This is a genomic window from Tissierella praeacuta (assembly GCF_040396155.1).
In the GTDB taxonomy this organism is placed as follows: Bacteria; Bacillota; Clostridia; order Tissierellales; family Tissierellaceae; genus Tissierella; species Tissierella praeacuta_A.
This window is the reverse complement of record NZ_JBEBOY010000001.1, coordinates 90,168-115,087: the sequence shown is the minus strand read 5'-3', so window position 1 is coordinate 115,087 and position 24,920 is coordinate 90,168. Positions and strand designations below refer to the sequence as shown.

General features: G+C 30.4%; 30 protein-coding genes. 24 read left to right on the top strand and 6 right to left on the bottom strand.

Annotated elements, in window-relative coordinates; translation table 11 throughout:
* The first annotated feature begins 62 nt into the window (after nt 1-62).
* From ABWP20_RS00545 to ABWP20_RS00445, 21 genes are read left to right on the top strand one after another with little or no spacing between them, the layout of a single operon-like run.
* On the top strand, nt 63-791 hold the full coding sequence (locus ABWP20_RS00545) for an energy-coupling factor ABC transporter permease (protein ID WP_353092674.1): 729 nt from the start codon (nt 63-65) through the stop codon (nt 789-791).
* Nucleotides 775-1,068 (top strand): energy-coupling factor ABC transporter substrate-binding protein, encoded by a 294-nt coding sequence (locus tag ABWP20_RS00540; protein ID WP_353092672.1) that lies wholly within the window; start codon nt 775-777, stop codon nt 1,066-1,068. The genes ABWP20_RS00545 and ABWP20_RS00540 overlap by 17 nt, the downstream gene beginning before the upstream one ends.
* On the top strand, nt 1,052-1,732 hold the full coding sequence (cbiQ, locus tag ABWP20_RS00535; protein WP_353092670.1) for a cobalt ECF transporter T component CbiQ: 681 nt from the start codon (nt 1,052-1,054) through the stop codon (nt 1,730-1,732). Before ABWP20_RS00540 ends, cbiQ begins: the two co-directional genes overlap by 17 nt.
* On the top strand, nt 1,733-2,536 hold the full coding sequence (locus tag ABWP20_RS00530) for an energy-coupling factor ABC transporter ATP-binding protein (protein WP_353092668.1): 804 nt from the start codon (nt 1,733-1,735) through the stop codon (nt 2,534-2,536).
* Nucleotides 2,533-3,282, top strand: coding sequence for a sirohydrochlorin cobaltochelatase (locus ABWP20_RS00525; RefSeq protein WP_353092666.1), 750 nt, complete (start codon nt 2,533-2,535; stop codon nt 3,280-3,282). The genes ABWP20_RS00530 and ABWP20_RS00525 overlap by 4 nt, the downstream gene beginning before the upstream one ends.
* A complete protein-coding gene (locus tag ABWP20_RS00520) occupies nt 3,282-3,935 on the top strand; it encodes a precorrin-2 C(20)-methyltransferase (RefSeq protein WP_353092664.1) in 654 nt (217 codons plus the stop codon). The genes ABWP20_RS00525 and ABWP20_RS00520 overlap by 1 nt, the downstream gene beginning before the upstream one ends.
* Nucleotides 3,936-3,995: 60 nt before the next feature.
* Nucleotides 3,996-5,045, top strand: a complete 1,050-nt coding sequence (locus ABWP20_RS00515; protein WP_353092662.1) for a pyridoxal phosphate-dependent aminotransferase — start codon at nt 3,996-3,998, stop codon at nt 5,043-5,045.
* The gene (locus ABWP20_RS00510) at nt 5,046-6,365 is read left to right on the top strand and encodes a cobyrinic acid a,c-diamide synthase CobB (RefSeq protein WP_353092660.1); all 1,320 of its coding nucleotides are present in this window, start codon (nt 5,046-5,048) and stop codon (nt 6,363-6,365) included. It begins immediately after the preceding gene.
* A 2-nt stretch (nt 6,366-6,367) separates the two neighbouring features.
* The gene (locus ABWP20_RS00505; protein WP_353092658.1) at nt 6,368-6,991 is read left to right on the top strand and encodes a precorrin-8X methylmutase; all 624 of its coding nucleotides are present in this window, start codon (nt 6,368-6,370) and stop codon (nt 6,989-6,991) included.
* Nucleotides 6,988-8,064, top strand: coding sequence for a cobalt-precorrin-5B (C(1))-methyltransferase CbiD (cbiD, locus tag ABWP20_RS00500; RefSeq protein WP_353092656.1), 1,077 nt, complete (start codon nt 6,988-6,990; stop codon nt 8,062-8,064). Before ABWP20_RS00505 ends, cbiD begins: the two co-directional genes overlap by 4 nt.
* Nucleotides 8,058-8,654, top strand: coding sequence for a precorrin-6y C5,15-methyltransferase (decarboxylating) subunit CbiE (gene cbiE, locus ABWP20_RS00495; RefSeq protein WP_353092654.1), 597 nt, complete (start codon nt 8,058-8,060; stop codon nt 8,652-8,654). The genes cbiD and cbiE overlap by 7 nt, the downstream gene beginning before the upstream one ends.
* Nucleotides 8,641-9,195: a precorrin-6Y C5,15-methyltransferase (decarboxylating) subunit CbiT gene (gene cbiT, locus ABWP20_RS00490; protein WP_353092653.1), complete on the top strand. Its 555-nt coding sequence runs from the start codon at nt 8,641-8,643 to the stop codon at nt 9,193-9,195. Before cbiE ends, cbiT begins: the two co-directional genes overlap by 14 nt.
* Nucleotides 9,188-9,943, top strand: coding sequence for a precorrin-4 C(11)-methyltransferase (gene cobM / locus ABWP20_RS00485; RefSeq protein ID WP_353092651.1), 756 nt, complete (start codon nt 9,188-9,190; stop codon nt 9,941-9,943). Before cbiT ends, cobM begins: the two co-directional genes overlap by 8 nt.
* The gene (cbiG, locus tag ABWP20_RS00480) at nt 9,940-10,965 is read left to right on the top strand and encodes a cobalt-precorrin 5A hydrolase (RefSeq protein ID WP_353092649.1); all 1,026 of its coding nucleotides are present in this window, start codon (nt 9,940-9,942) and stop codon (nt 10,963-10,965) included. Before cobM ends, cbiG begins: the two co-directional genes overlap by 4 nt.
* On the top strand, nt 10,958-11,680 hold the full coding sequence (cobJ, locus tag ABWP20_RS00475; RefSeq protein ID WP_353092647.1) for a precorrin-3B C(17)-methyltransferase: 723 nt from the start codon (nt 10,958-10,960) through the stop codon (nt 11,678-11,680). Before cbiG ends, cobJ begins: the two co-directional genes overlap by 8 nt.
* Entirely contained in the window at nt 11,677-12,420 is a 744-nt protein-coding gene (gene cobK / locus ABWP20_RS00470; RefSeq protein ID WP_353092645.1) for a precorrin-6A reductase, read from the top strand. Before cobJ ends, cobK begins: the two co-directional genes overlap by 4 nt.
* On the top strand, nt 12,421-12,675 hold the full coding sequence (locus ABWP20_RS00465; protein WP_353092643.1) for a cysteine-rich small domain-containing protein: 255 nt from the start codon (nt 12,421-12,423) through the stop codon (nt 12,673-12,675).
* Between the two features lie 19 nt (nt 12,676-12,694).
* The gene (cobT, locus tag ABWP20_RS00460) at nt 12,695-13,768 is read left to right on the top strand and encodes a nicotinate-nucleotide--dimethylbenzimidazole phosphoribosyltransferase (protein ID WP_353092641.1); all 1,074 of its coding nucleotides are present in this window, start codon (nt 12,695-12,697) and stop codon (nt 13,766-13,768) included.
* A gap of 14 nt (nt 13,769-13,782) precedes the next feature.
* Nucleotides 13,783-14,319 carry a bifunctional adenosylcobinamide kinase/adenosylcobinamide-phosphate guanylyltransferase gene (gene cobU / locus ABWP20_RS00455; RefSeq protein ID WP_353092639.1) on the top strand — a complete coding sequence of 179 codons (537 nt, stop codon included), beginning with the start codon at nt 13,783-13,785 and terminating at the stop codon, nt 14,317-14,319.
* On the top strand, nt 14,289-15,050 hold the full coding sequence (gene cobS / locus ABWP20_RS00450) for an adenosylcobinamide-GDP ribazoletransferase (protein ID WP_353092638.1): 762 nt from the start codon (nt 14,289-14,291) through the stop codon (nt 15,048-15,050). Before cobU ends, cobS begins: the two co-directional genes overlap by 31 nt.
* Nucleotides 15,041-15,607: a histidine phosphatase family protein gene (locus tag ABWP20_RS00445; protein ID WP_353092636.1), complete on the top strand. Its 567-nt coding sequence runs from the start codon at nt 15,041-15,043 to the stop codon at nt 15,605-15,607. The genes cobS and ABWP20_RS00445 overlap by 10 nt, the downstream gene beginning before the upstream one ends.
* Before the next feature lie 265 nt (nt 15,608-15,872).
* Here the strand turns inward: ABWP20_RS00445 and ABWP20_RS00440 are convergent, their stop codons facing one another.
* From ABWP20_RS00440 to ABWP20_RS00430, 3 genes are all read right to left on the bottom strand, one after another.
* On the bottom strand, nt 15,873-17,339 hold the full coding sequence (locus ABWP20_RS00440) for a YjiH family protein (protein ID WP_353092634.1): 1,467 nt from the start codon (nt 17,337-17,339) through the stop codon (nt 15,873-15,875).
* Nucleotides 17,340-17,376: 37 nt separating this feature from the next.
* Complete coding sequence (speB, locus tag ABWP20_RS00435; protein WP_353092632.1) at nt 17,377-18,336, bottom strand: agmatinase; 960 nt, start codon at nt 18,334-18,336, stop codon at nt 17,377-17,379.
* Nucleotides 18,337-18,539: 203 nt separating this feature from the next.
* Complete coding sequence (locus ABWP20_RS00430; protein ID WP_353092630.1) at nt 18,540-20,003, bottom strand: sigma-54 interaction domain-containing protein; 1,464 nt, start codon at nt 20,001-20,003, stop codon at nt 18,540-18,542.
* Nucleotides 20,004-20,192: 189 nt separating this feature from the next.
* Here ABWP20_RS00430 and ABWP20_RS00425 point away from each other — a divergent pair, with 189 nt between their 5' ends.
* The 3 genes from ABWP20_RS00425 (at nt 20,193) to ABWP20_RS00415 (ending at nt 22,340) form a co-directional block, all read left to right on the top strand.
* A complete protein-coding gene (locus tag ABWP20_RS00425) occupies nt 20,193-20,501 on the top strand; it encodes a winged helix-turn-helix transcriptional regulator (protein WP_353092628.1) in 309 nt (102 codons plus the stop codon).
* A 288-nt stretch (nt 20,502-20,789) separates the two neighbouring features.
* Entirely contained in the window at nt 20,790-21,491 is a 702-nt protein-coding gene (locus tag ABWP20_RS00420) for a pirin family protein (RefSeq protein WP_353092626.1), read from the top strand.
* A gap of 249 nt (nt 21,492-21,740) precedes the next feature.
* Nucleotides 21,741-22,340 carry a nitroreductase family protein gene (locus ABWP20_RS00415; protein WP_353092624.1) on the top strand — a complete coding sequence of 200 codons (600 nt, stop codon included), beginning with the start codon at nt 21,741-21,743 and terminating at the stop codon, nt 22,338-22,340.
* A gap of 61 nt (nt 22,341-22,401) precedes the next feature.
* Here the strand turns inward: ABWP20_RS00415 and ABWP20_RS00410 are convergent, their stop codons facing one another.
* The 3 genes from ABWP20_RS00410 to ABWP20_RS00400 form a co-directional block, all read right to left on the bottom strand.
* A complete protein-coding gene (locus ABWP20_RS00410) occupies nt 22,402-23,127 on the bottom strand; it encodes an amino acid ABC transporter ATP-binding protein (protein WP_353092622.1) in 726 nt (241 codons plus the stop codon).
* Nucleotides 23,102-23,773, bottom strand: coding sequence for an amino acid ABC transporter permease (locus tag ABWP20_RS00405; RefSeq protein ID WP_353092620.1), 672 nt, complete (start codon nt 23,771-23,773; stop codon nt 23,102-23,104). Before ABWP20_RS00405 ends, ABWP20_RS00410 begins: the two co-directional genes overlap by 26 nt.
* Before the next feature lie 84 nt (nt 23,774-23,857).
* Nucleotides 23,858-24,682 carry a transporter substrate-binding domain-containing protein gene (locus ABWP20_RS00400; RefSeq protein ID WP_353092618.1) on the bottom strand — a complete coding sequence of 275 codons (825 nt, stop codon included), beginning with the start codon at nt 24,680-24,682 and terminating at the stop codon, nt 23,858-23,860.
* Between the last annotated feature and the right edge of the window lie 238 nt (nt 24,683-24,920).

The window sequence follows — 24,920 nt, the reverse complement described above, 5'->3', positions numbered from 1 at the left end:
ATAGGTCATCTGCAATAGGAAATAAAGGATTATCCTTTATAAAATAAATGTGAGGTGATTTTATGAAAAAGAAATTGTTCATGTGGGCTGCATTATTCGTTTTAATTATAACCCCACAGATGGCACATGCAATGCATATTATGGAAGGCTTTCTTCCTCTTAAATGGGCATTAGTATGGGCAGCATTAACTTTACCATTTTTAATTATTGGATTTAAGAGATTAGGTAAAAATCTAAAACAAGGACAAGATCAAAAAATGCTTTTAGGATTAGCAGGAGGATTTGCCTTTGTTTTATCAGCTCTTAAGATTCCATCTGTTACTGGATCTTGCTCTCACCCAACAGGAGTAGGCTTAGGTGCAATATTATTTGGACCAACAACTATGACTGTTATAGGAATTATTGTACTATTATTCCAAGCATTATTATTAGCACATGGAGGACTTACTACACTAGGAGCAAATTCATTTTCAATGGCTGTAGTGGGACCACTTGTTTCCTATGGTATTTATAAGGCTTTAGGTAAGGAAGGCAAAAACAAAGGACTAGCTGTTTTCTTAGCAGCAGCATTAGGAGATTTGGCTACTTATGTAATTACATCAATTCAACTTTCCTTTGCATTCCCAGATGCCACAGGAGGATTTACGGCATCTCTTACTAAATTTATATCTATATTTGCCCTTACACAAATACCACTAGCTATTGTTGAAGGTATAGTAACTTTAATGGTATTTAATCTTATTCAGGAATATAGAAAGGAAGGAGTGCTTAAAATTGAAGAATCTATTTAAACAGAATATTATTTTATTAATTTTAATAATTGCAATCGTAATCACTCCATTAATCATAAAAAGAGATTCTGAGTTTGAAGGTGCAGATGGAGAGGCGGAAGGATTAATACAAGAGATAAGTCCTGATTATGAACCATGGTTTGAATCATTATGGGAACCACCAAGTGGTGAGATAGAGAGTTTGCTTTTCTCTCTTCAAGTTGCCATAGGTGCAGGTCTTATTGGATATATTTTCGGTGTATTAAAGGAAAGACGAAAAGTTGTTGCTAATAGATAAATATGCATACACCAATAAGTTAAAGGACTATTCTCCACAGGCGAAAATTATCTTTGCCTGTGGAGGAATAGTATTACCAAGACTAATCAATAATTATTATTTTGATTTATTAACTATTATAATTATGGTAGTATTGGTTGTGGCCATAGCGAAGGTGCCACTTAAAAACTATTTCAAAATGCTTCTTCTGCCCATTTCTTTTCTAATACTTAGTTTAATTGCAATAATGGTTTCAATTAACAGCAATAGTTATCTTCACTATTTTAAACTTGGAAACATATATATTGGCATAACTAAAGATTCTTTAGCCATTGCAGCAAAATTATTTACTACAGTATTATCATCTTTGACATCTGTATATTTTTTAATATTAACTACTCCAATAATAGCTATTATCAAAGTTTTAAAAAAAATAAAAACTCCTAGTTTATTTATAGAATTAATGGTACTAATTTATAGAAGTATATTTATATTCATTGAGGAAGCAAATAATATCTATTTAGCACAAACAATGAAATTTGGGTATGAAAACAATAAGAATACATTAAAATCAATATCCCTATTAATTAGAAATCTCTTTCTTAGAGTGTTTTTAAAGCATAGGGAAATGAATATATCCTTGGAGTGTAAATTATATAATGGGGATTTTAAATTAGGTGATTAAATGATAAAAATAGAAAATCTATATTATGAATATGAAGATGGAACGAAGGCATTAAATAATATAAATATGGATATGTCAAAGGGAAAGATAATAGGTATTATTGGAGCTAATGGTTCTGGTAAGTCTACATTATTTTTAAATATTATGGGGATTCTTAGACCAAGCAAGGGTTCTATAAAATACAATGATATTCCTATAAAATATAAGAAATCTTATTTAAGAGAGTATAGAAAACAAGTGAATATTGTATTTCAAAATCCTGAGCATCAAATATTTTATTCCAATGTATTTGATGATATAGCATTTTCCTTGAGAAATATTGGTATGTCTGAGGATATAATAAAGGAAAAAGTGGATAGAGCACTTAAAAAGGTTAATGGTCTTGATTTAGAAGATAAACCAATACATTTTTTAAGTTATGGTCAGAAAAAGAGAATTGCCATTGCTGGAGTATTGGTAATGGATTCTAAGGTGCTTTTATTAGACGAACCTACAGCTGGTCTTGACCCTTATATGACGAAGCAGATGAAGGGCATAATCAATGAAATTAGCAAAGATAAAAATATTATAATATCAAGTCATGATATGGATTTGATATATGATATATGCGATTATATCTATATACTTAGAAAGGGAAGTATTATTGGAGAGGGAAAACCACAGGAGGTTTTTCTAGAAGATAGTCTAATAGATGAAGCATATTTGTCAAAACCTTGGCTAATTAGAATACATGAAAAATTTGATATACCTTTGTTCAAGAATGAAGAGGAATTTATAACATATAATCGAAAGGAGAACCTATGAAAAGAGGAATAATAGTAGCAAGTTTCGGGACAACCCATGAAGATACTCGAAAACTTTGTATCGAAAATATCGAAAATATAATAAAGGAAAAATATAAGGATTATTTAGTTTTTAGGGCATTTACTTCACAGATGGTTATTAATACTTTGAAAAAAAGAGACAGTATTCATGTTTTCAATCCTAGTGAAGCCATAGAAGAAATGAAAGCTCAAGGTATAGAGGAAATATATATTCAGCCTCTTCATATAATTCCAGGACATGAATATGAGAAACTTACAAAATATAATTTAAGAGTAGGATTGCCTCTATTAAGCTTGCGAGAAGATAATGTAAAAATTGTAGAGGGAATGGGGATTAATGAATTAGGTAATAATGAGGCAATTGTATTTATGGGACATGGTTCAGATCATGAGGCAGATAAGGTTTATGAGGTTTTAGAAAACATTTATCACGATAAAGGTTTAAAAAATGTGTTTATTGGAACTGTTGAAGGAAGTAAAACAATCAATGATATTATATCGAATTTAAAAGAAAAGGATATTAAAAAAGTTAAGCTTCAACCATTTATGTTAGTGGCAGGAGACCATGCAAAAAATGATATGGCATCTGATGATGAGGATTCTTGGAAATCAATACTTGAAAAAGAGGGCTATGAAGTAGAAGTAAGCCTTAAAGGCCTTGGTGAGTATAAAATTATCCAAGATATATTTTTAGAACATCTTGAGAAAACAATAGGAGAGAACTAATGAAGAAATTATATGGAATTGGTACAGGACCAGGAGATAAAGAACTCTTAACTCTTAAAGCTGTTAAAGCAATGGAGAATTCATCGGTTATATTTACTCCAAATAATAGAGGAAAAAATATGGCTGTAGATACTGCAAAGGATTTTATTAAAGATAAACCAATAGTCTTTATTGATTTCCCAATGGGAAATGTTACAAGGGAAGATTATAAGAAGGCTGCAGAAATCATATTAGAAAAAATATCTGAAGGGAAGTCAGGTTCTTTTCTTACTATAGGGGATCCTATGATTTATAGTACATTTATATATATTATGGAAGAATTAGAAGGAAAAGACATAGATATAGAAATAATATCAGGTATCCCATCATTTGTGGCTGCAGCTGGAGAAAGTAAAACTCCCCTAACTTTAAAGGGAGAAAATTTTATATTATGTGATGAATTTAATGGGGAATTATTAGATAATGTAGATTCTATGGCTATATTAAAGACAATAAAAGAAAAGGAAAATATATTAGATACTCTGAAGGACAATGATTTTAGTTATAAATATATTAAAAGGGCAACATTTGAGGAACAGGAAATATTGATAGACAAAGAAAAGATATTAAATGATAGGGACTACATATCATTGATTATAGCTAGAAAAAATTAATATATAATTATATAAAATATTGAAATTAATATTATAAAATGATATAAAGAAGGTGAAGAAATGGAACATGGAGGAGACTTATTATCTTATAAAGATTATTATAAGGGAGAATTAATAGATTATAGCAGTAATATAAATCCACTGGGGCCGCCGAATGGGTTAAATAAGGTACTAATAGATAGTTTTGAAAATCTGGAAGCATATCCGGATATTAAATATAGAAATCTAAAAAATTCCATATCCAATTATTTAAATTGTGATGAAAATAATGTAATAGTTGGTAATGGTGCCGTAGAATTAATAGATAATTTTATAATTTTAGCTAATAGGGTAATAGTTTGCACACCTTCTTTTTTGGAGTATGAAAAAAGGGGTCTCATACATGGAAAAGAAGTAATCAGAGTTCCATATAATGATGATTTTACTATAGATATTTTAGAAATAGGAAATAGAATAGAGAAAGGTGATTTGCTAATACTTGGTAATCCCAATAATCCTACAGGTCTTAGAATAGATAAAATAGAGCTTATAATGATATATAATATGATTGAAAAAGCAGAGGCGCATTTATTACTGGATGAAGCTTTTTTTGAGTTTTGTCCTATTGACTATGATAGTATAGAGCTATTTAGACAAACAAATTATGAGAATTTAGGAATTATAAGGGCTGCTACAAAATTTTTTGCATTACCTGGTATTAGATTAGGATATGGATGTACATCTAAAGTATTGGCAAATATGATAAATAATGTAGAATTACCTTGGAGTGTAAATTCATTTGCGGAAGCAGCAGGTAATTTTATATTTGATGATAGAGATTATATAGAAGAGAGTAAGGGATATATAGAGGATGAAAGAAAGTACATTCACCAAGAATTATCAAAACTTTCTAATATAAAGGTATATCGTACAGAAACCAATTATATATTGATTAAACTTTTAAAATGGGATGAAGAATTTGTATTTAAATTCTTTTTAAAGAGAGGGATAGTCATAAGAAAATGTTCTAGTTTTGCAGGACTAAAAGAAAACCATATTCGAGTGGCTATAAAGAGCAGGGAAAATAATATAAAGCTTATAAAAATTTTCAAAGAACTGGAGAGCGTATAGATGAAGAGCATAATGATAACGGCTCCATCAAGTAATACGGGAAAGACGACCATTACACTTGGAATAATTAGAGCCATTAGAGATAGAGGATTAGATATTTCTGCCTTTAAAACAGGACCAGACTTTATTGATACTAAATATTTAGAAATAGCATCTGGAAAAAGAGCGGGGAATTTGGATATGCATTTAATGGGTAAAATTGGTATAAAAGAATCCCTGTCTATGAATAATGGAGAATATGGTATTATAGAAGGTGTTATGGGATATTTTGATGGAATATATAATACTTATGAGAATTCAAGTTTTCATATATCCAAAGAACTAGATATTCCTGCGATACTAGTATATAGGCCTCAGGGGGAAATGTTTTCTGCTATTCCTAAGATTAAAGGAATGGTAGAATTTCCGGGCTCAAAGATAAAAGGCATTATATTAAATAAAGTTAGCAAGGAAATATTTTTATTATTAAAAGAAAAAATTGAGGAATATGTGGATATCAAGGTATTAGGATATCTTCCCCAAGATATATCCCTAGAAGTTGAATCTAGATATCTAGGATTGATGCAGGCCTGTGAAAATAATGATTGTGAGGAATTAATATCTAATGTAGCTAAAGCTATAGAAAAGACAATAAACATAGATAAAATATTAGAATTAGCTAATTCAATAGAAGTCTTTCCGTATGAATATCCAGAAAAAAGGAATATTCATATTGCTATAGCCTATGATGAGGCCTTTAATTTTTATTATAATGAAAATATAAAATTAATGGAGAATATATGTAAAGTAAAATATTTCTCACCACTTAGAGATAAAGAAGTTCCGCAGGCTGATATTATATATATTGGTGGAGGTTATCCAGAGTTGTATAAGGAGGTATTATCGTCAAATATAGAGATGCTTAATTCTATAAGAGAAAATGCCATGGCTGGAAAATATATTATAGCTGAAGCAGGGGGGTTTATGTATCTAGTATCCTCCATAGAAAATTATTCAATGTGTGATATGTTTAAAGGTAATGCTTCGATGACAGGAAGATTACAAAGATTTGGATATGTAAACATTTTATTAAATAAAGATACAATATTAGGAAAACAAGGTAGTGTAATTACAGGGAATGAATATCATCGTTCCATAATAGATATAGAGGATGAGCCGGCATTTAATATTACTAAACCAATGAATAATGATAAAAAATGGCAATGTGGATATATTTATAAAAATGTGTTGGCATATTATCAACATATTAATTTCCTTGGAAATATAGAAAGTTTTAATTATTTGTTAGATAGGGTAGAAAGTATAAAAAGGGAGGGATAGAAATGTATATTAAAAATCCGATGGAAATAGAAAATAAGAGTATGGATATTATAGATGAAGTCATGGGAGATACTAATTTTTCAGAAGAGGAAAAAGTAGTGGCAAAGAGAATGATTCATACAACTGGGGACTTTGATTATAGAAATATAATTGTATTTAAAAATGATTTTATGAAGGAAGCTAAAAAAGCTATTTCAGAAAAAAAGATTATATTTACTGATACTAAAATGGCATATACTGGAATTAACAAACCTGCATTGGCAAAGGCTGGTTGTGAATTGAGATGTTTTATAGATGATGAAAGAGTATTTACTCTATCTAAAAAGCTTGATACCACAAGATCAGCTTGTGCAGTGGATTTGGCTGTAGAGGAAGGTATTGATATATTTGTAATAGGCAATGCTCCTACAGCGTTATTTAGGATACTGGAATTAGTTAAGGAAGGTAAGGTTAATCCAAGATTTATAGTGGGAGTTCCTGTAGGATTTGTTGGAGCTGCTGAGTCTAAGGAATATTTAAGGGAGTTTAATATACCATCTGTATCTACAGTAGGCAATAAGGGAGGCAGTAATGTAGCTGCTTCAATAATCAATGCCTTATTATATATGATGGTGGTAGGTAGATGAGCCTAGATTTATATGTAATAAAAGAAGGAAAAAGATTAAGATGCGGATATACTACAGGCAGTTGTGCAGCAGGAGCGGCTAAAGCAGCTGCTATTATGCTTGAAACAGGTAAGATAATAAAATATGTTGAAATAGATACACCAGCAAATATAAGGTTAAAACTTGAAGTAAATAATTCATCTATTGAAGAGGATAGAGTTATATGTTCCATTGTAAAGGATGCAGGAGATGACCCTGATAATACAGATGGAATAGAAATATATGCTGCTGTTTCCAAAAGAAATGATGGACAAGTTCTTATAGAAGGTGGACAGGGGATAGGAAGAATAAGTAGAAAAGGATTGTTTGGTAAAGTAGGTGAAGCCGCCATAAATCCAGTACCAAGGCAAATGATAGAAAAGGAAATAAAAGAAGTTTCAAATAATGGATATGATATTTTAATATTTGCACCTCAAGGAGAGGAAATTGGGAAAAAAACTTTTAATAAGAATATTGGTATTGAAGGCGGGATATCCATTATAGGTACCAAAGGTATAGTATATCCAATGTCAGAAGAGGCTCTTATAAAGACTATATATATGGAGATAGATATGGTAGAAGAAAACCATGGAAAATCTAATATTGTTTTAGTGCCTGGAAACTATGGGGAAAAATTAGCAGAAGAATTAGGGAGAAAAGAGCCAAAAGTAAAGGTGTCGAATTTTTTAGGTGATAGTTTATTATATGTTTATAATAAAGGCTTTAAATCCATAACTTTAATAGGTCATATAGGTAAGTTTTCCAAACTATCCATAGGTGTATTCAATACTCATAGCAAAGTATGTGATGGCAGAATGGAAGCTTTTATATACTATTTGGCCTTTATGGGGGCACCAATGGAATTACTTAATAATGTAAATAATGCTGTTACAGCTGAAGAAGGTTTAAATATTTGTATAGATGCTGGTTATGGAGAAGTTGTAAGGCATATGGAAAAAGGAGCTGAAGATAGGATACGAAAATATTTAAAGGATGAGAACTATAAAGTAAAGGTAATTATTTACTCTATGGAAAGAGGTGTGGATATATGCTGATTGTAGCTGGGATAGGACCTGGAAATCCAAGGTATTTGACTTTTGATGTAAAGATGAGAATAGAAAGTGCAAAGAATATATTAGCCTTTGGTAGAGTAGCAAATTCTCTTAAATCAATTAGAGATGATATTATAGAGGTAAATAAAGTAGAAGAAATAATGAAATACATAGATATGGGAAAGGAACTATTATTACTTGCTTCGGGAGATCCAAATTTTTTTGGTATAGTAGATTATTTAAAGAAAAAGGGATTAGAAATAAAGGAAGTATTACCTGGATTATCTTCCTTTCAATATATGATGGGAAAGCTTCAAAAGTCATGGCAAAATGCAAATTTCATATCTCTCCATGGAAGAGATGAAGGTCTAGAGAGTATTAAATTAAATAGACTTAGTATATTATTAATAGATAAGGACAATTCACCTAATAAAATATCAAGAGAATTACATAGATTAAATATTAAAGGAAAGATTTATGCAGGATTTAATTTATCCTATGATGATGAGAAGATAATTATAAAAAATATTGGAGAAGAAATAGAAGATATTTCATCCCTTGGAGTGGTGGTAGTTGAAAATGAAATGGATTAAAGATGAAGATTTCATAAGAGGAAATCTTCCTATGACTAAATTCAATATTAGGATATTAACTATGGGATATTTGGCCATAGAAGAAGGAGATAGATTTCTAGACATAGGAGCAGGTACAGGCTCCATATCCATAGAAGCAGCTTCCCATGGAGCTAAGACTTGGGCGATTGAGAGGGAAAAGGAAGGCATAAAATTAATTAAAGATAATTCTAATAAATTTAATGTAGAGATTAATATAATAAATGGAGAGGCTCCAGATAATCTTCCTAATGAAAAATTTAATAAATGTTTCATAGGTGGTTCAGGTGGAAAATTAGAAGAGATATTTTTATATCTCAAAGAGAATTTAGAAAACAAGGGAATATTATGCGGGAATTTTATAACATTGAAAAATTTGAATCAGTTTATTGAATTATTAAATAAATATAGTTATAGTGATATTGAAGTCCAATTGGTCCAAACATCTATTATGGATAAAATAGGACTTTTAAAGGGACAAAATCCAATATTTATAGTAAAAGGAGTGAAAGACGTTGATTAGCTTTGTAGGAGCAGGACCAGGAAATGTGGATTTAATCACAATTAAAGGCAGGAAACTTTTGGAAGAGGCGGATGTAGTTATATATGCAGGTTCATTGGTGGCTAAGGAACATTTGGAATTTTGCAAAGGAGAGGCTAAAATATATAATTCAGCTTCAATGACATTGGAAGAAGTTATTGAAGTAATGGATATGGCAGTAAAAGATAGTTTAAAAGTAGTTAGATTACATACAGGGGATCCTACAATATATGGAGCCATAAGGGAACAGATGGATTTGTTAGATAGTAAAGGTATTACATATGAGGTAGTTCCTGGGGTTAGCTCATTTACTGCAGCGTGTTCATCTATAAAGAAGGAGTTTACACTTCCAGATGTAAGTCAGACCATAATTCTAACTAGAATAGAGGGACGTACTCCAGTACCAGAGGAAGAAGATCTAGAATCTTTGGCTAAGCATAAAGCCTCCATGGCAATATTTTTATCGGTGCAAGAAATAAATAGAGTAGTAGAAAAATTGATAAAAGGTTATGGAAGAGATGATGTACCAGTGGCTATAGTATATAAGGCCACATGGGAAGATGAAAAGATAATATATGGGACCCTTAAAGATATAGAAAAAAAGGTAAAAGAAGAAGGAATTAATAAAATGGCACAAATTTTAGTAGGGGATTTTATAGAAGGAGAATATGAAAGGTCAAAGTTATATGACCCTAGTTTCACCCATAAATTTAGGAGTGCATCAAAATGAAAATAGCCTGTCTATCATTTACAGATAAAGGGAAATTAATAGGTGATAGGCTAAAAAGTCTAAATGAAGAGAATAAGGAGTATATAATAACTCATTATGTTAATAAGGAGATAGAAGGAGGCATAAAATCCTTATTAGATTATATTTGGAAAGAATATGATGGTTTAGTGTTTATATCATCAACTGGAATAGCAGTAAGAATGATAAATCCATATATTAAAGATAAAATAACAGATCCAGCTGTTGTAGTTATAGATGATTGCGGAAAATTTTCCATATCTTTATTATCAGGTCATTTGGGAGGGGCGAATGAATTATCACAATGGCTGGGAGAAAAGATAAATGCAACTCCAGTTATTACAACAGCTTCAGATAATAGAAAAATAGAAGCTATAGATTTATTTGCAAAGAGGAATGATTATTATTTAGAAGATATGGAATCAGTAAAAAAGATAACAGCTATGATGGTAAATGGGAGAAACATAGGATTTTATTCAGAGGATAAAAAAACAATAGATTATTCTAATCTTATGGTATTGGAAAATTTAGATTATATAAATCCTAAGATAGAAGGAATGATTATTGTTAGTTCAGAGATTAGCAAATCTCTAAATATAAATATACCAGTTACATATTTAAGACCAAGGAATATTAATATTGGAGTAGGGTGTAGAAAGGGAGTAGAAAAGATACGAATTATAGAAGCCATAGAAGAAGTTCTTCATAAGGAGAATTTATCTAATAAGAGTATAAAGGCGATTGGTACAATTGAAGTAAAAAAAGATGAAAAGGGAATTATAGATTCGGCAAGACATTTTAATTGTCCAATGAAAATATTTACTATAGATGAAATAAGGCAAGTGGAAGATAAGTTTAGTAGGTCTCAATTTGTCAAAGAGAAAATAGGAGTTTATTCTGTATCGGAACCTTCTGCATATTTACTTGGGGGAAAATTAATTGTAAATAAATCTAAACACGAAGGTATTACAATATCAATATCAAAGGAGATAAAAAATGGCTAAATTATATGTAATAGGAATAGGTCCAGGTGGTAGAGAGCATATGACCTATAAAGCAGTAGAGGCAATTAAATCTAGTGATATAATAGTAGGATATACACCATATATTGAATATCTTGGAGATTTAGTAGAGGGAAAAGAATTATTTTCTACGGGGATGAAGGGGGAACTAGAAAGGTGTAAAACAGCCATAGATATGGTTAGAAATGGAAAAGATACTGCAATAGTAAGTACAGGAGATGCAGGACTTTATGGCATGGCTGGACCAATTCTTGAGTTGGCAGAAGATATAGAAGTTGAAATAATACCGGGAGTAACTGCTTCATTTTCTGCAGCATCAGAACTAGGTTCACCTATTATGCATGATTACTCCTCCATTAGTCTATCTGATTTATTAACTCCCTGGGAAGTAATAGAAAATAGATTAGAAAAATCAGCAGAGGCAGATTTTGTTATTGCCATATACAATCCTAAGTCAAAAGGGAGGAAAACTCATTTAGAGAAAGCGGTAAATATAATTTTAAATCATAGGAAAGGCAATACTCCAGTAGGTATAGTTAAAAATTCAGGTAGAGAAGGCAGAGAAATAACTATCACCACTTTAGATAATATAGACTATGAAAAGGTAGATATGTTATCTGTAGTCATTATAGGAAATTCAAATTCATATATAAAGGATAATAAGATTATTACACCAAGGGGATATAAGATAAAATGATTTGGATAATAGGAGGCACCAGTGAGGCTAGGGAAATAGTAGATAGAATAAAGGATTTAAATAATTATATCCTTACCATAGCCACAGATGGAGGAAAAGAGTTTGTAAATACCAATAGGGTAATAGTTGGTAGAATGGATTATGATGATATGATATTATTTTGTAAGGAAAATAAAATTTCCTTAATAGTGGATTTGACCCATCCATATGCTAAGATAGTATCAGAAAATGCGAAAAAAGTAGCAAAGAATCTGGAAATATATTATATTAGATATATGAGGGGCAGGACATCTTTAGAGGGAAAGATTGTTTATGTAAATAGTTATGAGGAAGTTTATGATTACCTATTAAAAATTTTTGGAACAGTATTTTTTACTACTGGTTCTAAAAATATTGGAGATTTTGAGAAAATACGAGGTAATAATAGATTTATCTATAGAATACTTCCAGCCATGGAAAGTATAGAGGAATGTAAAAAGTATAATGTACAAATGAAAGATATAATAGCAGTATTAGGTCCATTTTCTAAAGAATATAATAAAGTTATGTTTGAGGAGTATGGGGCTAAATATTGTGTTATGAAGGATAGTGGAGATAAAGGCGGTACCCTAGAGAAATTGCAAGCCTGTAATGAATTAGGTGTAGTCCCAATAGTAATAGGCAGAGAAGATGAAAAAGGAATCAATGATTTGAACTTAATAGAAAAAATTATTAGGGAGAAATCTAAAGGGGGAAAATAAATGGAGAATTCATATAGGTTTTATAGGAACACAGCTTGTGATTATTTTCCATGTCATAGGGTGGAAAATGAAGAAGAATTTAACTGTATGTTTTGCTATTGTCCATTATATCTTATGGAGGAATGTGGTGGAAATCATATAGAAAATTATGGTGTTAAGGATTGCTCCAACTGCCTTATACCACATAGACCAAATGGATATGACTATATAAACAAAAAATTAATTGAGAGAAACAATATGAAAAGAAATAAATAATAAAAAGGGTGGAATACATATGAATCTATTAAAAGAAACTATAAACTCAATAACGCCTTCAAATGAAGAGGCAAAAAGGTTAGCCAGAGAAAAATGGGATGGTTTAGTTAAGCCAGTAGGCAGTTTAGGTACATTAGAGGAGGCTACTATAAAAATAGCAGGTATGACAGGGAAAGTAATCAATAAAATTGAGAAAAGAGCCATAGTTGTAATGTGTAGTGACAACGGAGTAGTAGAAGAAGGAGTAAGCTCAGCACCTCAAATCTTTACTAAGGTATTAACAGAAAGTATGCCTAAAGGTTTAACAGGGGTAGCTACTTTAGGAAAATATGCAAATACTCACATTGTTACAGTAAATTTAGGAGTAATAGGTGAAATAAATGATCCTAAGATAATAAATAGAAAAATAGCAGATGGAACAAAGAATTTTGTGAAAGGGCCTGCAATGACCTATGATGAAGCAATTAAGGCTATAGAAGCAGGTATTGAAATGGGAGATAAATTATATAAAGAAGGATATGATATTTTAGGTACTGGAGAAGTGGGAATAGGAAATACTACTACTGCAGCAGCAGTTCTATCAGTCTTAGCAGATTTAGATGTAGATATAACCTGTGGTAAAGGTGCTGGTCTTACTGATGAACAGCATGATAATAAGAAGGCCGTAATAAGAAAAGGAATAGAATTAAATAAACCAAATAAAGAAGACCCAATAGATACAATAGCAAAAGTAGGTGGATTTGATATAGGCGGTATGTGTGGATTATTTTTATCAGCTGCTAAAAATAAAAAGCCTGTAGTGGTAGATGGGTTTATATCATCATCTGCAGCTCTTTGTGCTGTTAAACTAAATCCATTAGTTAGAGATTATATAATTCCTTCCCATCTATCAGGAGAACCAGGAGCAAAACATATAGCAGAGGAATTACAGTTAAAACCAATGTTAAATCTAGGTATGAGATTAGGAGAAGGAACAGGCTGTCCATTAACTTTTCAAATTATAGAGGCTGGAATGTATACATTGGAAAATATGGGGACTTTTGAAGAAGTATCTTTAAATGGATCAGCATTAGTTGATATAAGAGAAGAATAAATGAAGGTGAGAAGATGATAGCTTTAGTCACAGGTGGAGCTCGTTCAGGGAAAAGTAGATTTGCAGAAAGTTTATATAAAGACAGAAAAGATGTAGTATATATAGCAACATCTAAAATAGCAGATGATGAAATGAAGGAAAGGGTAAAACTTCATCAAAACTCTAGACCTATGGAATGGAGAACCTATGAAGGAAACTATAATATTAAAAATGCCATAGGGGAAGAAAGGAACTATCTTCTTGATTGTATAACTGTTCTTACTTCTAATATAATGTTTGATATATCAAAGGATATAGAGTATATAAATTATGATATGCAAAGAGAAATAGAGAATACAGTTGTATTAGAAATGGAAAATCTAATTAAAGAAATTAGACTAAAAGACTACAATTTAATTCTGGTAACAAATGAAGTGGGAGATTCCATAGTGCCGGAACATCATATATCAAGGGTTTTTAGAGATATTCAAGGAAGGGTAAACCAAAGGCTTGCATCTTTAGTGGATGAGGTTTATTTGGTATGTTGTGGCATACCAGTGAAAATCAAATGATAAAAGGACTTATACTTTCCTTACAGTTTTTTTCTCATATACCTGTTAATATAAATGTGGATTTCGGTGGGAAAAACATTAAATATAGTATATTCTTTCTTCCATTAGTAGGGGCAATTATAGGAGCATTGGGAGGAGTGGTATATTACTTAGTTCATCCTTATAATAATCTTATTGCTTCCTTTTTAGGATTACTAGCTACAATATTAGCAACAGGTGGACTGCATTTAGACGGTCTTTCAGATACTTGTGATGGTTTTTTATCCAATAGGGATAAGGAAAAAACCTTGGAGATAATGAAGGATAGTAGAATAGGAGCTTTTGGGGTACTTAGTTTAATTCTATTAATTCTATTTAAATTTATATTGATTTATAGTACTAAAAACCTACCTTTAGCTATGATATTATCATTTACAAACAGTAGGCTAGTAGTTGCTTGGATAATATCATATAAGAAGAATGCAAGACCTGGAGGATTAGGAGATTTGTTTCACCAGAGTAATCCTAAAAATCTAATGATAATAAGTGGGATTGTTTATATAATTATATTAATGTTATTAGATATAAGATATATAATTCCATTATTAATTAACTTTTTAGTCGGAGAATATATATCCTATGTAGCTTATAAAAAAATAGAAGGATTTACTGGTGATGTATATGGTGCTGTTATTGAAATAGGAGATACTATTTCATTACTTGGTTTTTGGGGTGTGATGTTATGGATATAATTATGATAAGACATGGTGAGTCAGAAGATAATATACAGAGAATATTCAGTAGAGATGATACCAGTCTTACAGAAAATGGTACAATGCAGATAAAAAATACTAAGGGATTACTAAAAAAATTTAGTTATGATAAGGTATACTATAGTCCATTAAAACGAACAGTGGAAACCCTAGAGAACTTGGGGTTAACTGGAATAGAGGAATTAAGAATTAGGGAAATTAATTTTGGGATTTTTACTGGAAAAACCTTTGAAGAAATATCAAAGATTCATCCAGGTGAAACGAAACTATGGCTAGATGATACACAAAATTATATTATACCTACAGGTGAAAGTGTATTAGGTGTATATAATAGGGTAAGTGAATTTTTAGAAGAAATATCAAAACAGGATGAAAATATTTTATTAGTTACCCATGATTGTGTTATTCGATTAGCTTTATCATGGATATTCAATAATCCAGATTATTTCTTTAGATTCAAAGTAGATAATGGCAGTATAAATATAATATCAATAGATGAAGGATATAAATATATAAAGAAGTTGAATTATATTTAAGGATGTAAGAGGACGAATCTTCTGCGGCAATAATTTTCATATTAGAAAGAATTTCTGTTTCTATAATATTAGGCTTTAAGGTATAGATTTACAAGAGTTATCTATAGAGGTGGAAGGAGATTTAGATCCTGCCCGTCCGAGATACTATGACAAACCCATCCACTATGAAAACTGAATTTGTCTTAGAAAAATAACAATTAAATAAAAGGTATAAAAATATAAGGTGGAGTTTATTGATAAACCCCACCTTTATCTATTTTAATATTTAAAACAATATATGCATAAACAATGCAGTTATAGGTATAGCTATAATAGTTCTTTCAAAGAAACATATGATTAATTCACTTAATTTTACTGGCAATTTTGCTGCCATCATTACAACTATAGTTTCAGAGAAGAAAATAATTTGGACTATGGATATAGTTGTGACTACATATCTAGCGCCGATATCTAATAATTCTACTTTATCAGCAATCAATAATACTGGTAAAAACATTTCGGCAATTCCTACTGGAAGAGAAGGTGCTATTTCAACGGCATTAGGTATTTGAAATAATTTAAGCAGTGGAACAAACAAAGCACCAAGCCAATTAAAAAGAGGAGTATACTCAGCAACAATTAATCCTAGAATTCCCATGGAAGCTAGTAAAGTCAAGACCTTAGGAAATACACTATAGCCATCAATTAAACTAGATTTTATTTCACTAAAAATATTATTAGCAGTATAAGATTTTTTTATAGCTCTATCCAAACTTGTTTTAATAATTCCTTTTCCCCTATTTTTTTGAGTTTTAATATCGTCTTTCGTTTGAGCCTTACCATTATAGTAAATATCTTTTTTTCTACATAAAGGTGGTATCCTTGCCATTATTGCACTAATCAATAGAGTGATGAATAATGCTATAAAATACACTTTTAAGAAATGATCGGCTAAACCTGCCGTTTTAATTACCATATAAGCAAATCCTACACTTACTGCACTAAATCCTGTGGCAACGAGGACAGCTTCTTTCTCTGTATAGACTCCTGTATGATATAGTTTATTTGTAATCAAAACTCCTACTGAGGAGGAACTAACAAAAGATGCTATAGCATTTACTGCTGCTCTTCCAGGAACTTTAAAAATAGGTCTCATCAGGGGTTCCATCAATGACCCAACAAAATCTATTACTCCATAATTTAATAGAAAAGGCATAAAGAAACAGCCAACTGGGATTATCCAAGCTACACCCATTACTATTGCTGGGACAACAGTTCCGCCAGTACTAGCTCCTACTATCCATTCTGGACCTGTAAATCTAGGAACTGTTGCATCCAGAGTATATAATAAGGTAAAGAAACCACCTAGTAAATACATAAAGGGATGAAACACAGAATCTTCATCAAAATAGTTACCTAACATAGTATCTTTTTTAGCAAAGAATTTTCCATATACGCTCAAAACTCCAGTCAATACTATAACTAAGGTTATTAACCATAGTCCAAAATTTCCTAAAGTCTTTATAAAGAAATTGTAGATAAAACCAAAAGGAACATCTGTTGTTCCTTTTATGGTTAAAGGTATAAAGAATACGAATATGGCAATTGCAGTAAAAAAAACAGATTTTATCAAACCTATTTGGCTGCTTTTTTTGTTTAAGGATAAAGAGTCTAGAACTGTAACATCATTTAAATCTAGATTTAATTTTTTTAGTTCTTCTAAATTATCTCCCTTAATCAAAGTATCGGACATATATAAATCCTCCAGTCTTTGGTTTATTTTTATCTTATTATCTACTATTTTTTTTCTTTAGAGCAAGGATTGATAAAAACTCGAAAGCAATATTAGCAGCCATATATGATGTAATCTCTCCAAAATCATATGGTGGTGCAACTTCAACAATATCAAAACCTACAAAGTTTAATTCCTTAATTCCTCTAATTAAATTTAAAGTTTCAAGGGAAGTGAATCCTGCTACTTCTGGTGTTCCTGTACCAGGAGCATAGGCTGGGTCTACAAAGTCAATATCAAAGGTAAGGAAAGCTTTTTTATCTCCTACTCTTTCTTTAATTTGTTTTAATAGTTCTTCAAAGCCCATTTCTCTAATTTTGTGAGCTGGAATTAGCCTTAGACCTAGTTCAGCAGCCATTTTATGTTCATTAGGGTCATATAATGAGCCTCTCATACCAATTTGGATAGAATGTGAAGGATCTATTAAGCCTTCTTCAATAGCTCTTCTAAAAGGAGTTCCATGATTGTATTTTTCACCAAATACCTCTTCATTAATATCCGCATGGGAATCAAAATGAACCAATGATACTGGACCATGTTTTTTGGCAATTGCTCTTAATTCAGCAAGGGTTATTGAGTGGTCTCCTCCTAAAGCTATTGGTGTAACATCTGCATTGACGATTTTAGTCATTTCCTCTTCGATTTTTTCATAGCTAGGTAGTATATAGCCTGGGACTATATTTATGTCCCCATAGTCTCCGCCCTTTAGCTCATCTAAGATATTGATTTCCATTATTACATTATTAGGCTTCATCATTACAGAAATGTTTCTGATTCCATTAGGGCCAAATCTTGCACCTGTTCTAAAGGAACTTGCTGTGTCAAAAGGAATCCCCACAATAGCAAAGTCTAAACCTTCTAAATTATCAATTCTTGGCATCCTCATAAATGTGCCCATATTAACAAATCTTGGTGAGGATGAAGCACTTGCTGGTTGGTTTGCATTAATATTTTCCATTTTTATACCTCCAAATAAATTTTATTTTTCGATATACTATATAGCAAGTTTTATGCCAAAAAAACAACCTGATAAATCAAGGGTTTACAACAGGAAAACTGAAAATAGGAGGAATAATTTCCTCCTGAAAATGCTTAAATACTTATGGAATAAAAGCTAGTCAATATCAATAATTTAAGGAGGAATAATTTCCTCGTGGGAAATCATTCCTCCTTAAATTTGAGTTTGATATTTAGCCTTTTGAATTTTTTTCTTATGGTACTCCTATCTAAGTTTAGTATTTCAGCCATTTCATAGGTACTTTTGCATTGAGACATTACATCTAGGAGTAATTTTCTTTCATATTCTGCAATAATATTTTTATAGCTGCTAATCTTATTTATATCAAAATTTGAATAATCTTCTATAGAAACTAATTGGCAATCAATAATATCCTGCCTATTAATAACATCATCATTAGTTGTAACTACTAGTCTTTCAATAAGGTTTTCAATTTCTCTAATATTTCCAGACCAATTATAACTCAATAATATTTTCATAGCTTCAGGGCTTATCTTTTTATTATAATTATATTTCTCATTAAATCTATTTAAGAAATTTAAAATAAGAGGAGGGATATCTTCTTTTCGCTCTCTTAGTGGGGGAATTGTTATGGGAACCACATTAAGTCTATAATATAAATCTTTTCTAAAGACTTTGTTTTTTACCATATCTTGTAGATTCCTATTTGTAGCCGCAATAATTCTAATATCAATAGGTATTGTAGTAGTACCTCCTACCTTAGTTAATTCTCTATTTTGTATTACATTTAGTAATTTTACTTGTAAATTAAGTGGTAATTCTCCTATTTCATCAAGAAACAGAGTCCCTTTATCCGCTAATTGAATTAGTCCCACCTTTCCCTCTTTATTTGCACCAGTGAAAGAGCCTTTTTCATAACCAAATAATTCTGATTCTAAAAGATTCTCGGGTATTGCACCGCAATTAATTTTAATAAAAGGCTTATTATATCTAAGACTATTGTTGTGTAAGAAGTAACTTAAAACTCCCTTACCAACACCAGACTCACCTTCAATAAGAACTGTTGAATCAACTTTAGCAACCCTAAGGGCTAGATCTATTATTTTATCCATCTTGTCACTATTATAGATGATATTGCTATTCTTTGCTTTATCCTTAGAGCTGATAATATCCAATTCTTGTTGATATTTTTTGTTGATCAATTTAGCTTCTTCCAGACCTATTTTCAAATCTCTTAATTCAGTTATATCTCTAGAATTAATGACAATTCTATATAATTCTCCATTTTTAAATATTGGAGTTCCCGTTCCTATAACTTCTTTACCATTTACTTGTTGGAGCATAGAAATTTGTTTTTTTTCTTTAATTACAGCTAAAGCAACGGACTCTGAATATATACCTTCTGCTACTAATTCTTCCATATGTTTTCCTATTACATAATTAGCCTTTACACCATCAATTCTTTCACAGGATTTATTAAATCTTAAAGTTACTCCTTTTCCATCAGTAATATGTATTCCATCGTTTGAGGCGTCGAGAATAGCATTAAATTCTTCCATTAAATCCTCATAAGCATTTTCGCAGTCTTTTATTCTATTATGTTTTACGGTAATAGGAATATTATCTGTAAAGATATTTTTATTCATAATTTTATCCTCCACAAAAGTTAAAAATCTTTCTAAGTTTTCATTTTTATTTTCTAATACTTATATTATATCATTTGAATTTATTTTATTTAACAAAATAGATTATACACTATTAATTTGGTATACTATAATAATGTACTTATCTTATTATACTAACCATGGTATAATATTAATAGGTGGTGAATGAAGATGGAAAAATATCATTTATGTCCGAAATTTGAAGATGCATTTGAATTGCTAGGAAAAAGATGGACGGGACTAATTATAAGAACATTATTAAATGGACAAAAGCGTTTTACTGATATATCAGCTGCAATACCTAATATGAGTGCAAGAATGCTTACAGAGAGATTTAAAGAATTAGAGCAAGAAGGTATAGTAATACGAAAAGTATATCCAGAAACCCCTGTAAGGATTGAATATGAGCTTACAGAGAAAGGTAAAGATCTTAGTTCAGCTATGGATGAAATACAGAAATGGGCTGAAAAGTGGGGCTAATAATTAAATAAACTATCAAAAATCCTCTATTTTAATTAGAGGATTTTTTTATAACCTACGGGAAAGTTCTATTTCATTTTAATTCGAACTTTCCATAGAATATGTTTAGAAAAATGCTTCCTATTGATAGTTCAATGGAGGCGTTTTCTATTTAAAATATTTTTTGAATTATACTTGACATATAAATTATCTTGTGCAATAATATAATTAAATCAAGTAATCAAAAGTAACTAAATAATAAATGAGAATAGGATATAAAAAAGTAATTAAAATAAAGGAGAGAAGACTATGTTAAGAAAGTTAGATAATAAAAACATGGGTAGATCTGATTTAGGTTGGCTAAAAAGTATCTTTCATTTTTCTTTCTCAAACTATTACAATAAGGATAATATGAATTTTGGAGTGTTGAGAGTATTAAATGATGATTTGGTTAAAGCTAATACTGGATTTGAAATGCATCCTCATAAAGATATGGAGATAATATCCTATATAGTAGATGGAGAACTTACACATGGAGATAGTATGGGAAATAAAAATACTCTAACAAGAGGACATGTACAATATATGAGTGCTGGAACAGGGGTATATCATAGTGAACATAATTTAGGAGATGAGACTTTAAGATTTTTACAAATATGGATATTTCCTAATAAAAATGGACTTACACCAAATTATGGAGACTACAGATTTCAATGGGAAGACAGAAAAAATAAATGGCTTAATATAGTATCAAGTAATGAAGGGAATGCACCAATAAAAATATATCAAGATGCAAATATATATGTATTAGAACTAGAAAAGGATAAAGAAATTGATTTTAAAGTTGGAAATGGAAGGCAAGCATATTTAATACAGATAGAAGGAAGCTCAGAAATAAATAATGTTGAATTAATGAATAGAGATGCATTGGAAATAGTTGAAGAAGATATATTGATAAAATCAAAGGAACTATCTCATATAATAGTCATAGAAATGAAAAAAGAAGATTAGAAGATTTAATATAAATATGAAAAATTCAGACATTAGTATTACATGCTGAAACTTTATAGATAGAGTTTGTAAGATTTTATGTTTACACAAGAACATATTTGGATATGTATTAGGTAGATATTAGTAAATTTAAAATTCAATATGAGAATTGTTTAATCTTTAGTAAATAATAGAAAAGAATTAAAATATTATTTCGCAAATAAATTAATATGATGAAAAGTACAATAAAAAATATTAGGAGGAATTAAAATGACAATGAATTTTTATGACGCAGTAGAAAAGAGAAGAACATATTATGGTATTGGTAAGGATAAAGTAGTATCTGATGAGAGAATCCAAGAAATTATAGAACACGCAGTAAAACATACACCATCAGCATTTAACTCACAAAGTTCAAGAGTAATTTTATTACTTGGAAACCATCATACAAAATTATGGAATATAGTTAAAGAATCATTAAGAAAAATAGTACCAGCTGATAAATTTTCAACTACAGAAGAAAAGATCAACTCATTTGAAGCTGGATATGGTACAATTTTATTCTTTGAAGATAATAGTATAGTGGAAAATTTACAAAATCAATTCCCAACTTATAAAGATAATTTCCCTATTTGGTCTCAACAAACTAGTGGAATGCATCAATTTGTAATATGGACATCATTGGAAACAGAAGGATATGGAGTATCATTACAACATTATAATGAACTTATTGAAGAAGAAGTTAAAAAAGAATGGGGTATAGATAATAATTGGAAATTAATCGCTCAAATGCCATTTGGAAAACCAACATCTATGCCAGGAGAAAAGGAATTTTCACCATTAGAAAATAGAGTTAAGATATTTAAATAAGAATAAATCCTCCTTTCTAGAATAATCAATTAAGATTAAAATAGAAAGGAGGATTTTATATTTATCGTAAAACTTTTCTTAAAAAATCTTGAGTTCTAGCATGTTTAGGATTATTAAATATTTCATCTGGTGTTCCAGCTTCTATAATTTTACCATCATCCATAAATATAACTCTATTTCCAACTTCCTTAGCAAAACTCATTTCGTGAGTAACTATTACCATTGTCATGCCATCTTTTGCTAAGGACTTCATTACATCTAGTACTTCTCCTACCATTTCAGGGTCTAGGGCAGAAGTAGGTTCATCAAATAACATAAGTTTTGGTGACATTGCCAGTGCCCTTACTATGGCTATTCTTTGCTTTTGTCCCCCAGATAATTGATTAGGATAATTATAAGCTTTATCTTCCAATCCAATGCGTTTAAGTAAATTCATAGCAGTACTTTCAGCATTCTTTTTTGACATATTTTTAATTTTTATAGGGGCTATAGTTATATTTTCCAATACTGTAAGATGTGGAAATAAGTTGAATTGTTGAAAAACCATGCCCATTTGTTCTCTTATTTTATTTATATTAGAATTACTATCCATAATGGATTTTCCTTCAAAGATTATATCACCATTACTTGGAGTTTCCAATAAGTTCAAACATCTTAAAAAAGTAGATTTACCAGATCCGCTAGGACCTATTACTACAACTACATCACCTTTTTTAATATCTTCATCAATTCCCTTTAATACTTCTAAATTACCAAACTGCTTATATAGATTTCTTACTTCTAACATCAGAACCTAACCTCCTTTCTAAGATACCTATTAGTTTTGAAAGAGAGAAGGTAATGATAAAGTAAATAATTCCTGCATATATTAAAGGTGCAAAAGGCTTATAAGTAATGCCTCTTAGGGTATCAGCATTATACATAAGATCTTGAACTCCGATAACAGATATTATTGCAGACTCTTTTACTAAAACTATAAATTCATTACCTAATGCAGGCAATATATTTTTAAAAGCCTGAGGAATTATTATATACATCATTGACATTCCAGAAGTCATACCTAAAGACCTAGCTGCTTCCATTTGCCCTTTATCTATGGATTGGATTCCGGCTCTTATTATCTCAGCTACATAAGCTGAACTATTTAAGAGTACAGCTACGGTTCCAAGAAAAATCCTAGAATCAGGTAAAGGTAAAATCATTGGAAGACCGTGATAAATTAAATATATTTGAAGTATCAATGGAGTTCCTCTAACTACTTCAATGTAAGATGCTGAGATTCCTTTTAAAATTTTGTTGTTTGAAAGCTTCATCAATGCTAACAATACACCTACTAATGTTCCAAAAATAACTCCAAATAAGGAAATTAATAATGTTGTAGCAGTGCCTTTAAAAAAATAACTGTAATATTTCAGAAAAAAATCTAAATTCACGAATACACCTCCTAAAAATTTAAGCCATATAAAAGAGGCAAAAGAGAGTAGTAAACTACTAACCTTTGCCAACTATGCTTCACATTAATCTTGTTCCGCCAATATAGTTGCTTCTTGAATTAATTTGTCTATGGAACCTTCTTTTACTAGCTTGTCCAGTGTTTCGTTAATAGAGTCTTGTAAATCTTTATTACCTTTATTTAGTGCTACTGCTACATTTGGTTCTTCACCTAGTGTAACTTCAGCCATATATAGATTTTTATTTTGGGCTACATAAGCCTCCGCTACAGGTTCAGATAATATTATACCATCTATTTTATTATTATTTATTTCTAAAACTAAATCGGTAATCTTACTTAAACCTACTATTTCTGATTCTGTAAATTTCTCTACTGCAATATCTTCTTGAGTTGTTGATTTTTGCACACCTATTTTTAGACCTTTAAAATCTTTTGGTTCTTTCAATTTAGCGGCATCATCTTTTCTTACAATTAATTTTTGTTTACCTGCATAATATGATATAGAGAAATCAACTGTTTCAGCTCTTTCAGGTGTTGGAGCCATACCAGCAACTATAAAATCAACATCATTAGTAACCAATGCGGCTAGTAAACCATCAAATTTCATATCTACGATTTCAAGTTCTACACCAATATCATCTGCAATTTTTTTAGCAATTTCAATATCAAATCCTACTATTTCATCCTTGCCATTTATTAGCTTATGGAATTCATAAGGTGGATAGTCTGCTGATGTACCTAAAACTATTTTCCCTTTTTCTTTTATTTTCTCAAGGGAACTACTTGTACTATCAACATTTGCTTCTGATTTGCTAGTTGCCTTAGTGCATCCTATTGTTGCAATCATCATACTTAAAATAAGAATACCAATAATTATTTTTTTATACATTTTTATTCCTCCCAAAATTATATTATTTGATTATAATTTTGAGGAATATCTGGTGTCTTCGGAATTCTTTCCAAGCTGCGTTGTAATAGAATTCCAATTGCTCTTGTAAATGTCTGGATTTTTCAAGATTAAGGCCTCCTTTGTGCATTACGATAGTAATTTTATGATAGTAATTTTTAAAAATTATTATATTACAAATAATAAAAAGATGCAAGAAGAATTTGCAAAAATCTTCCTG

Excerpts from the sequence above, each read along its gene's own strand:
- ABWP20_RS00545 (WP_353092674.1), top strand. The coding sequence starts at position 63 with ATGAAAAAGAAATTGTTCATGTGGGCTGCATTATTCGTTTTAATTATA.
- ABWP20_RS00530 (WP_353092668.1), top strand. The coding sequence starts at position 1,733 with ATGATAAAAATAGAAAATCTATATTATGAATATGAAGATGGAACGAAG.
- ABWP20_RS00525 (WP_353092666.1), top strand. The coding sequence starts at position 2,533 with ATGAAAAGAGGAATAATAGTAGCAAGTTTCGGGACAACCCATGAAGAT.
- ABWP20_RS00520 (WP_353092664.1), top strand. The coding sequence starts at position 3,282 with ATGAAGAAATTATATGGAATTGGTACAGGACCAGGAGATAAAGAACTC.
- ABWP20_RS00515 (WP_353092662.1), top strand. The coding sequence starts at position 3,996 with ATGGAACATGGAGGAGACTTATTATCTTATAAAGATTATTATAAGGGA.
- ABWP20_RS00510 (WP_353092660.1), top strand. The coding sequence starts at position 5,046 with ATGAAGAGCATAATGATAACGGCTCCATCAAGTAATACGGGAAAGACG.
- ABWP20_RS00505 (WP_353092658.1), top strand. The coding sequence starts at position 6,368 with ATGTATATTAAAAATCCGATGGAAATAGAAAATAAGAGTATGGATATT.
- cbiD (WP_353092656.1), top strand. The coding sequence starts at position 6,988 with ATGAGCCTAGATTTATATGTAATAAAAGAAGGAAAAAGATTAAGATGC.
- cbiE (WP_353092654.1), top strand. The coding sequence starts at position 8,058 with ATGCTGATTGTAGCTGGGATAGGACCTGGAAATCCAAGGTATTTGACT.
- cbiT (WP_353092653.1), top strand. The coding sequence starts at position 8,641 with ATGAAATGGATTAAAGATGAAGATTTCATAAGAGGAAATCTTCCTATG.
- cbiG (WP_353092649.1), top strand. The coding sequence starts at position 9,940 with ATGAAAATAGCCTGTCTATCATTTACAGATAAAGGGAAATTAATAGGT.
- cobJ (WP_353092647.1), top strand. The coding sequence starts at position 10,958 with ATGGCTAAATTATATGTAATAGGAATAGGTCCAGGTGGTAGAGAGCAT.
- cobK (WP_353092645.1), top strand. The coding sequence starts at position 11,677 with ATGATTTGGATAATAGGAGGCACCAGTGAGGCTAGGGAAATAGTAGAT.
- ABWP20_RS00465 (WP_353092643.1), top strand. The coding sequence starts at position 12,421 with ATGGAGAATTCATATAGGTTTTATAGGAACACAGCTTGTGATTATTTT.
- cobT (WP_353092641.1), top strand. The coding sequence starts at position 12,695 with ATGAATCTATTAAAAGAAACTATAAACTCAATAACGCCTTCAAATGAA.
- cobU (WP_353092639.1), top strand. The coding sequence starts at position 13,783 with ATGATAGCTTTAGTCACAGGTGGAGCTCGTTCAGGGAAAAGTAGATTT.
- cobS (WP_353092638.1), top strand. The coding sequence starts at position 14,289 with ATGTTGTGGCATACCAGTGAAAATCAAATGATAAAAGGACTTATACTT.
- ABWP20_RS00445 (WP_353092636.1), top strand. The coding sequence starts at position 15,041 with ATGGATATAATTATGATAAGACATGGTGAGTCAGAAGATAATATACAG.
- ABWP20_RS00440 (WP_353092634.1), bottom strand. The coding sequence starts at position 17,339 with ATGTCCGATACTTTGATTAAGGGAGATAATTTAGAAGAACTAAAAAAA.
- speB (WP_353092632.1), bottom strand. The coding sequence starts at position 18,336 with ATGGAAAATATTAATGCAAACCAACCAGCAAGTGCTTCATCCTCACCA.
- ABWP20_RS00430 (WP_353092630.1), bottom strand. The coding sequence starts at position 20,003 with ATGAATAAAAATATCTTTACAGATAATATTCCTATTACCGTAAAACAT.
- ABWP20_RS00425 (WP_353092628.1), top strand. The coding sequence starts at position 20,193 with ATGGAAAAATATCATTTATGTCCGAAATTTGAAGATGCATTTGAATTG.
- ABWP20_RS00420 (WP_353092626.1), top strand. The coding sequence starts at position 20,790 with ATGTTAAGAAAGTTAGATAATAAAAACATGGGTAGATCTGATTTAGGT.
- ABWP20_RS00415 (WP_353092624.1), top strand. The coding sequence starts at position 21,741 with ATGACAATGAATTTTTATGACGCAGTAGAAAAGAGAAGAACATATTAT.
- ABWP20_RS00410 (WP_353092622.1), bottom strand. The coding sequence starts at position 23,127 with ATGTTAGAAGTAAGAAATCTATATAAGCAGTTTGGTAATTTAGAAGTA.
- ABWP20_RS00400 (WP_353092618.1), bottom strand. The coding sequence starts at position 24,682 with ATGTATAAAAAAATAATTATTGGTATTCTTATTTTAAGTATGATGATT.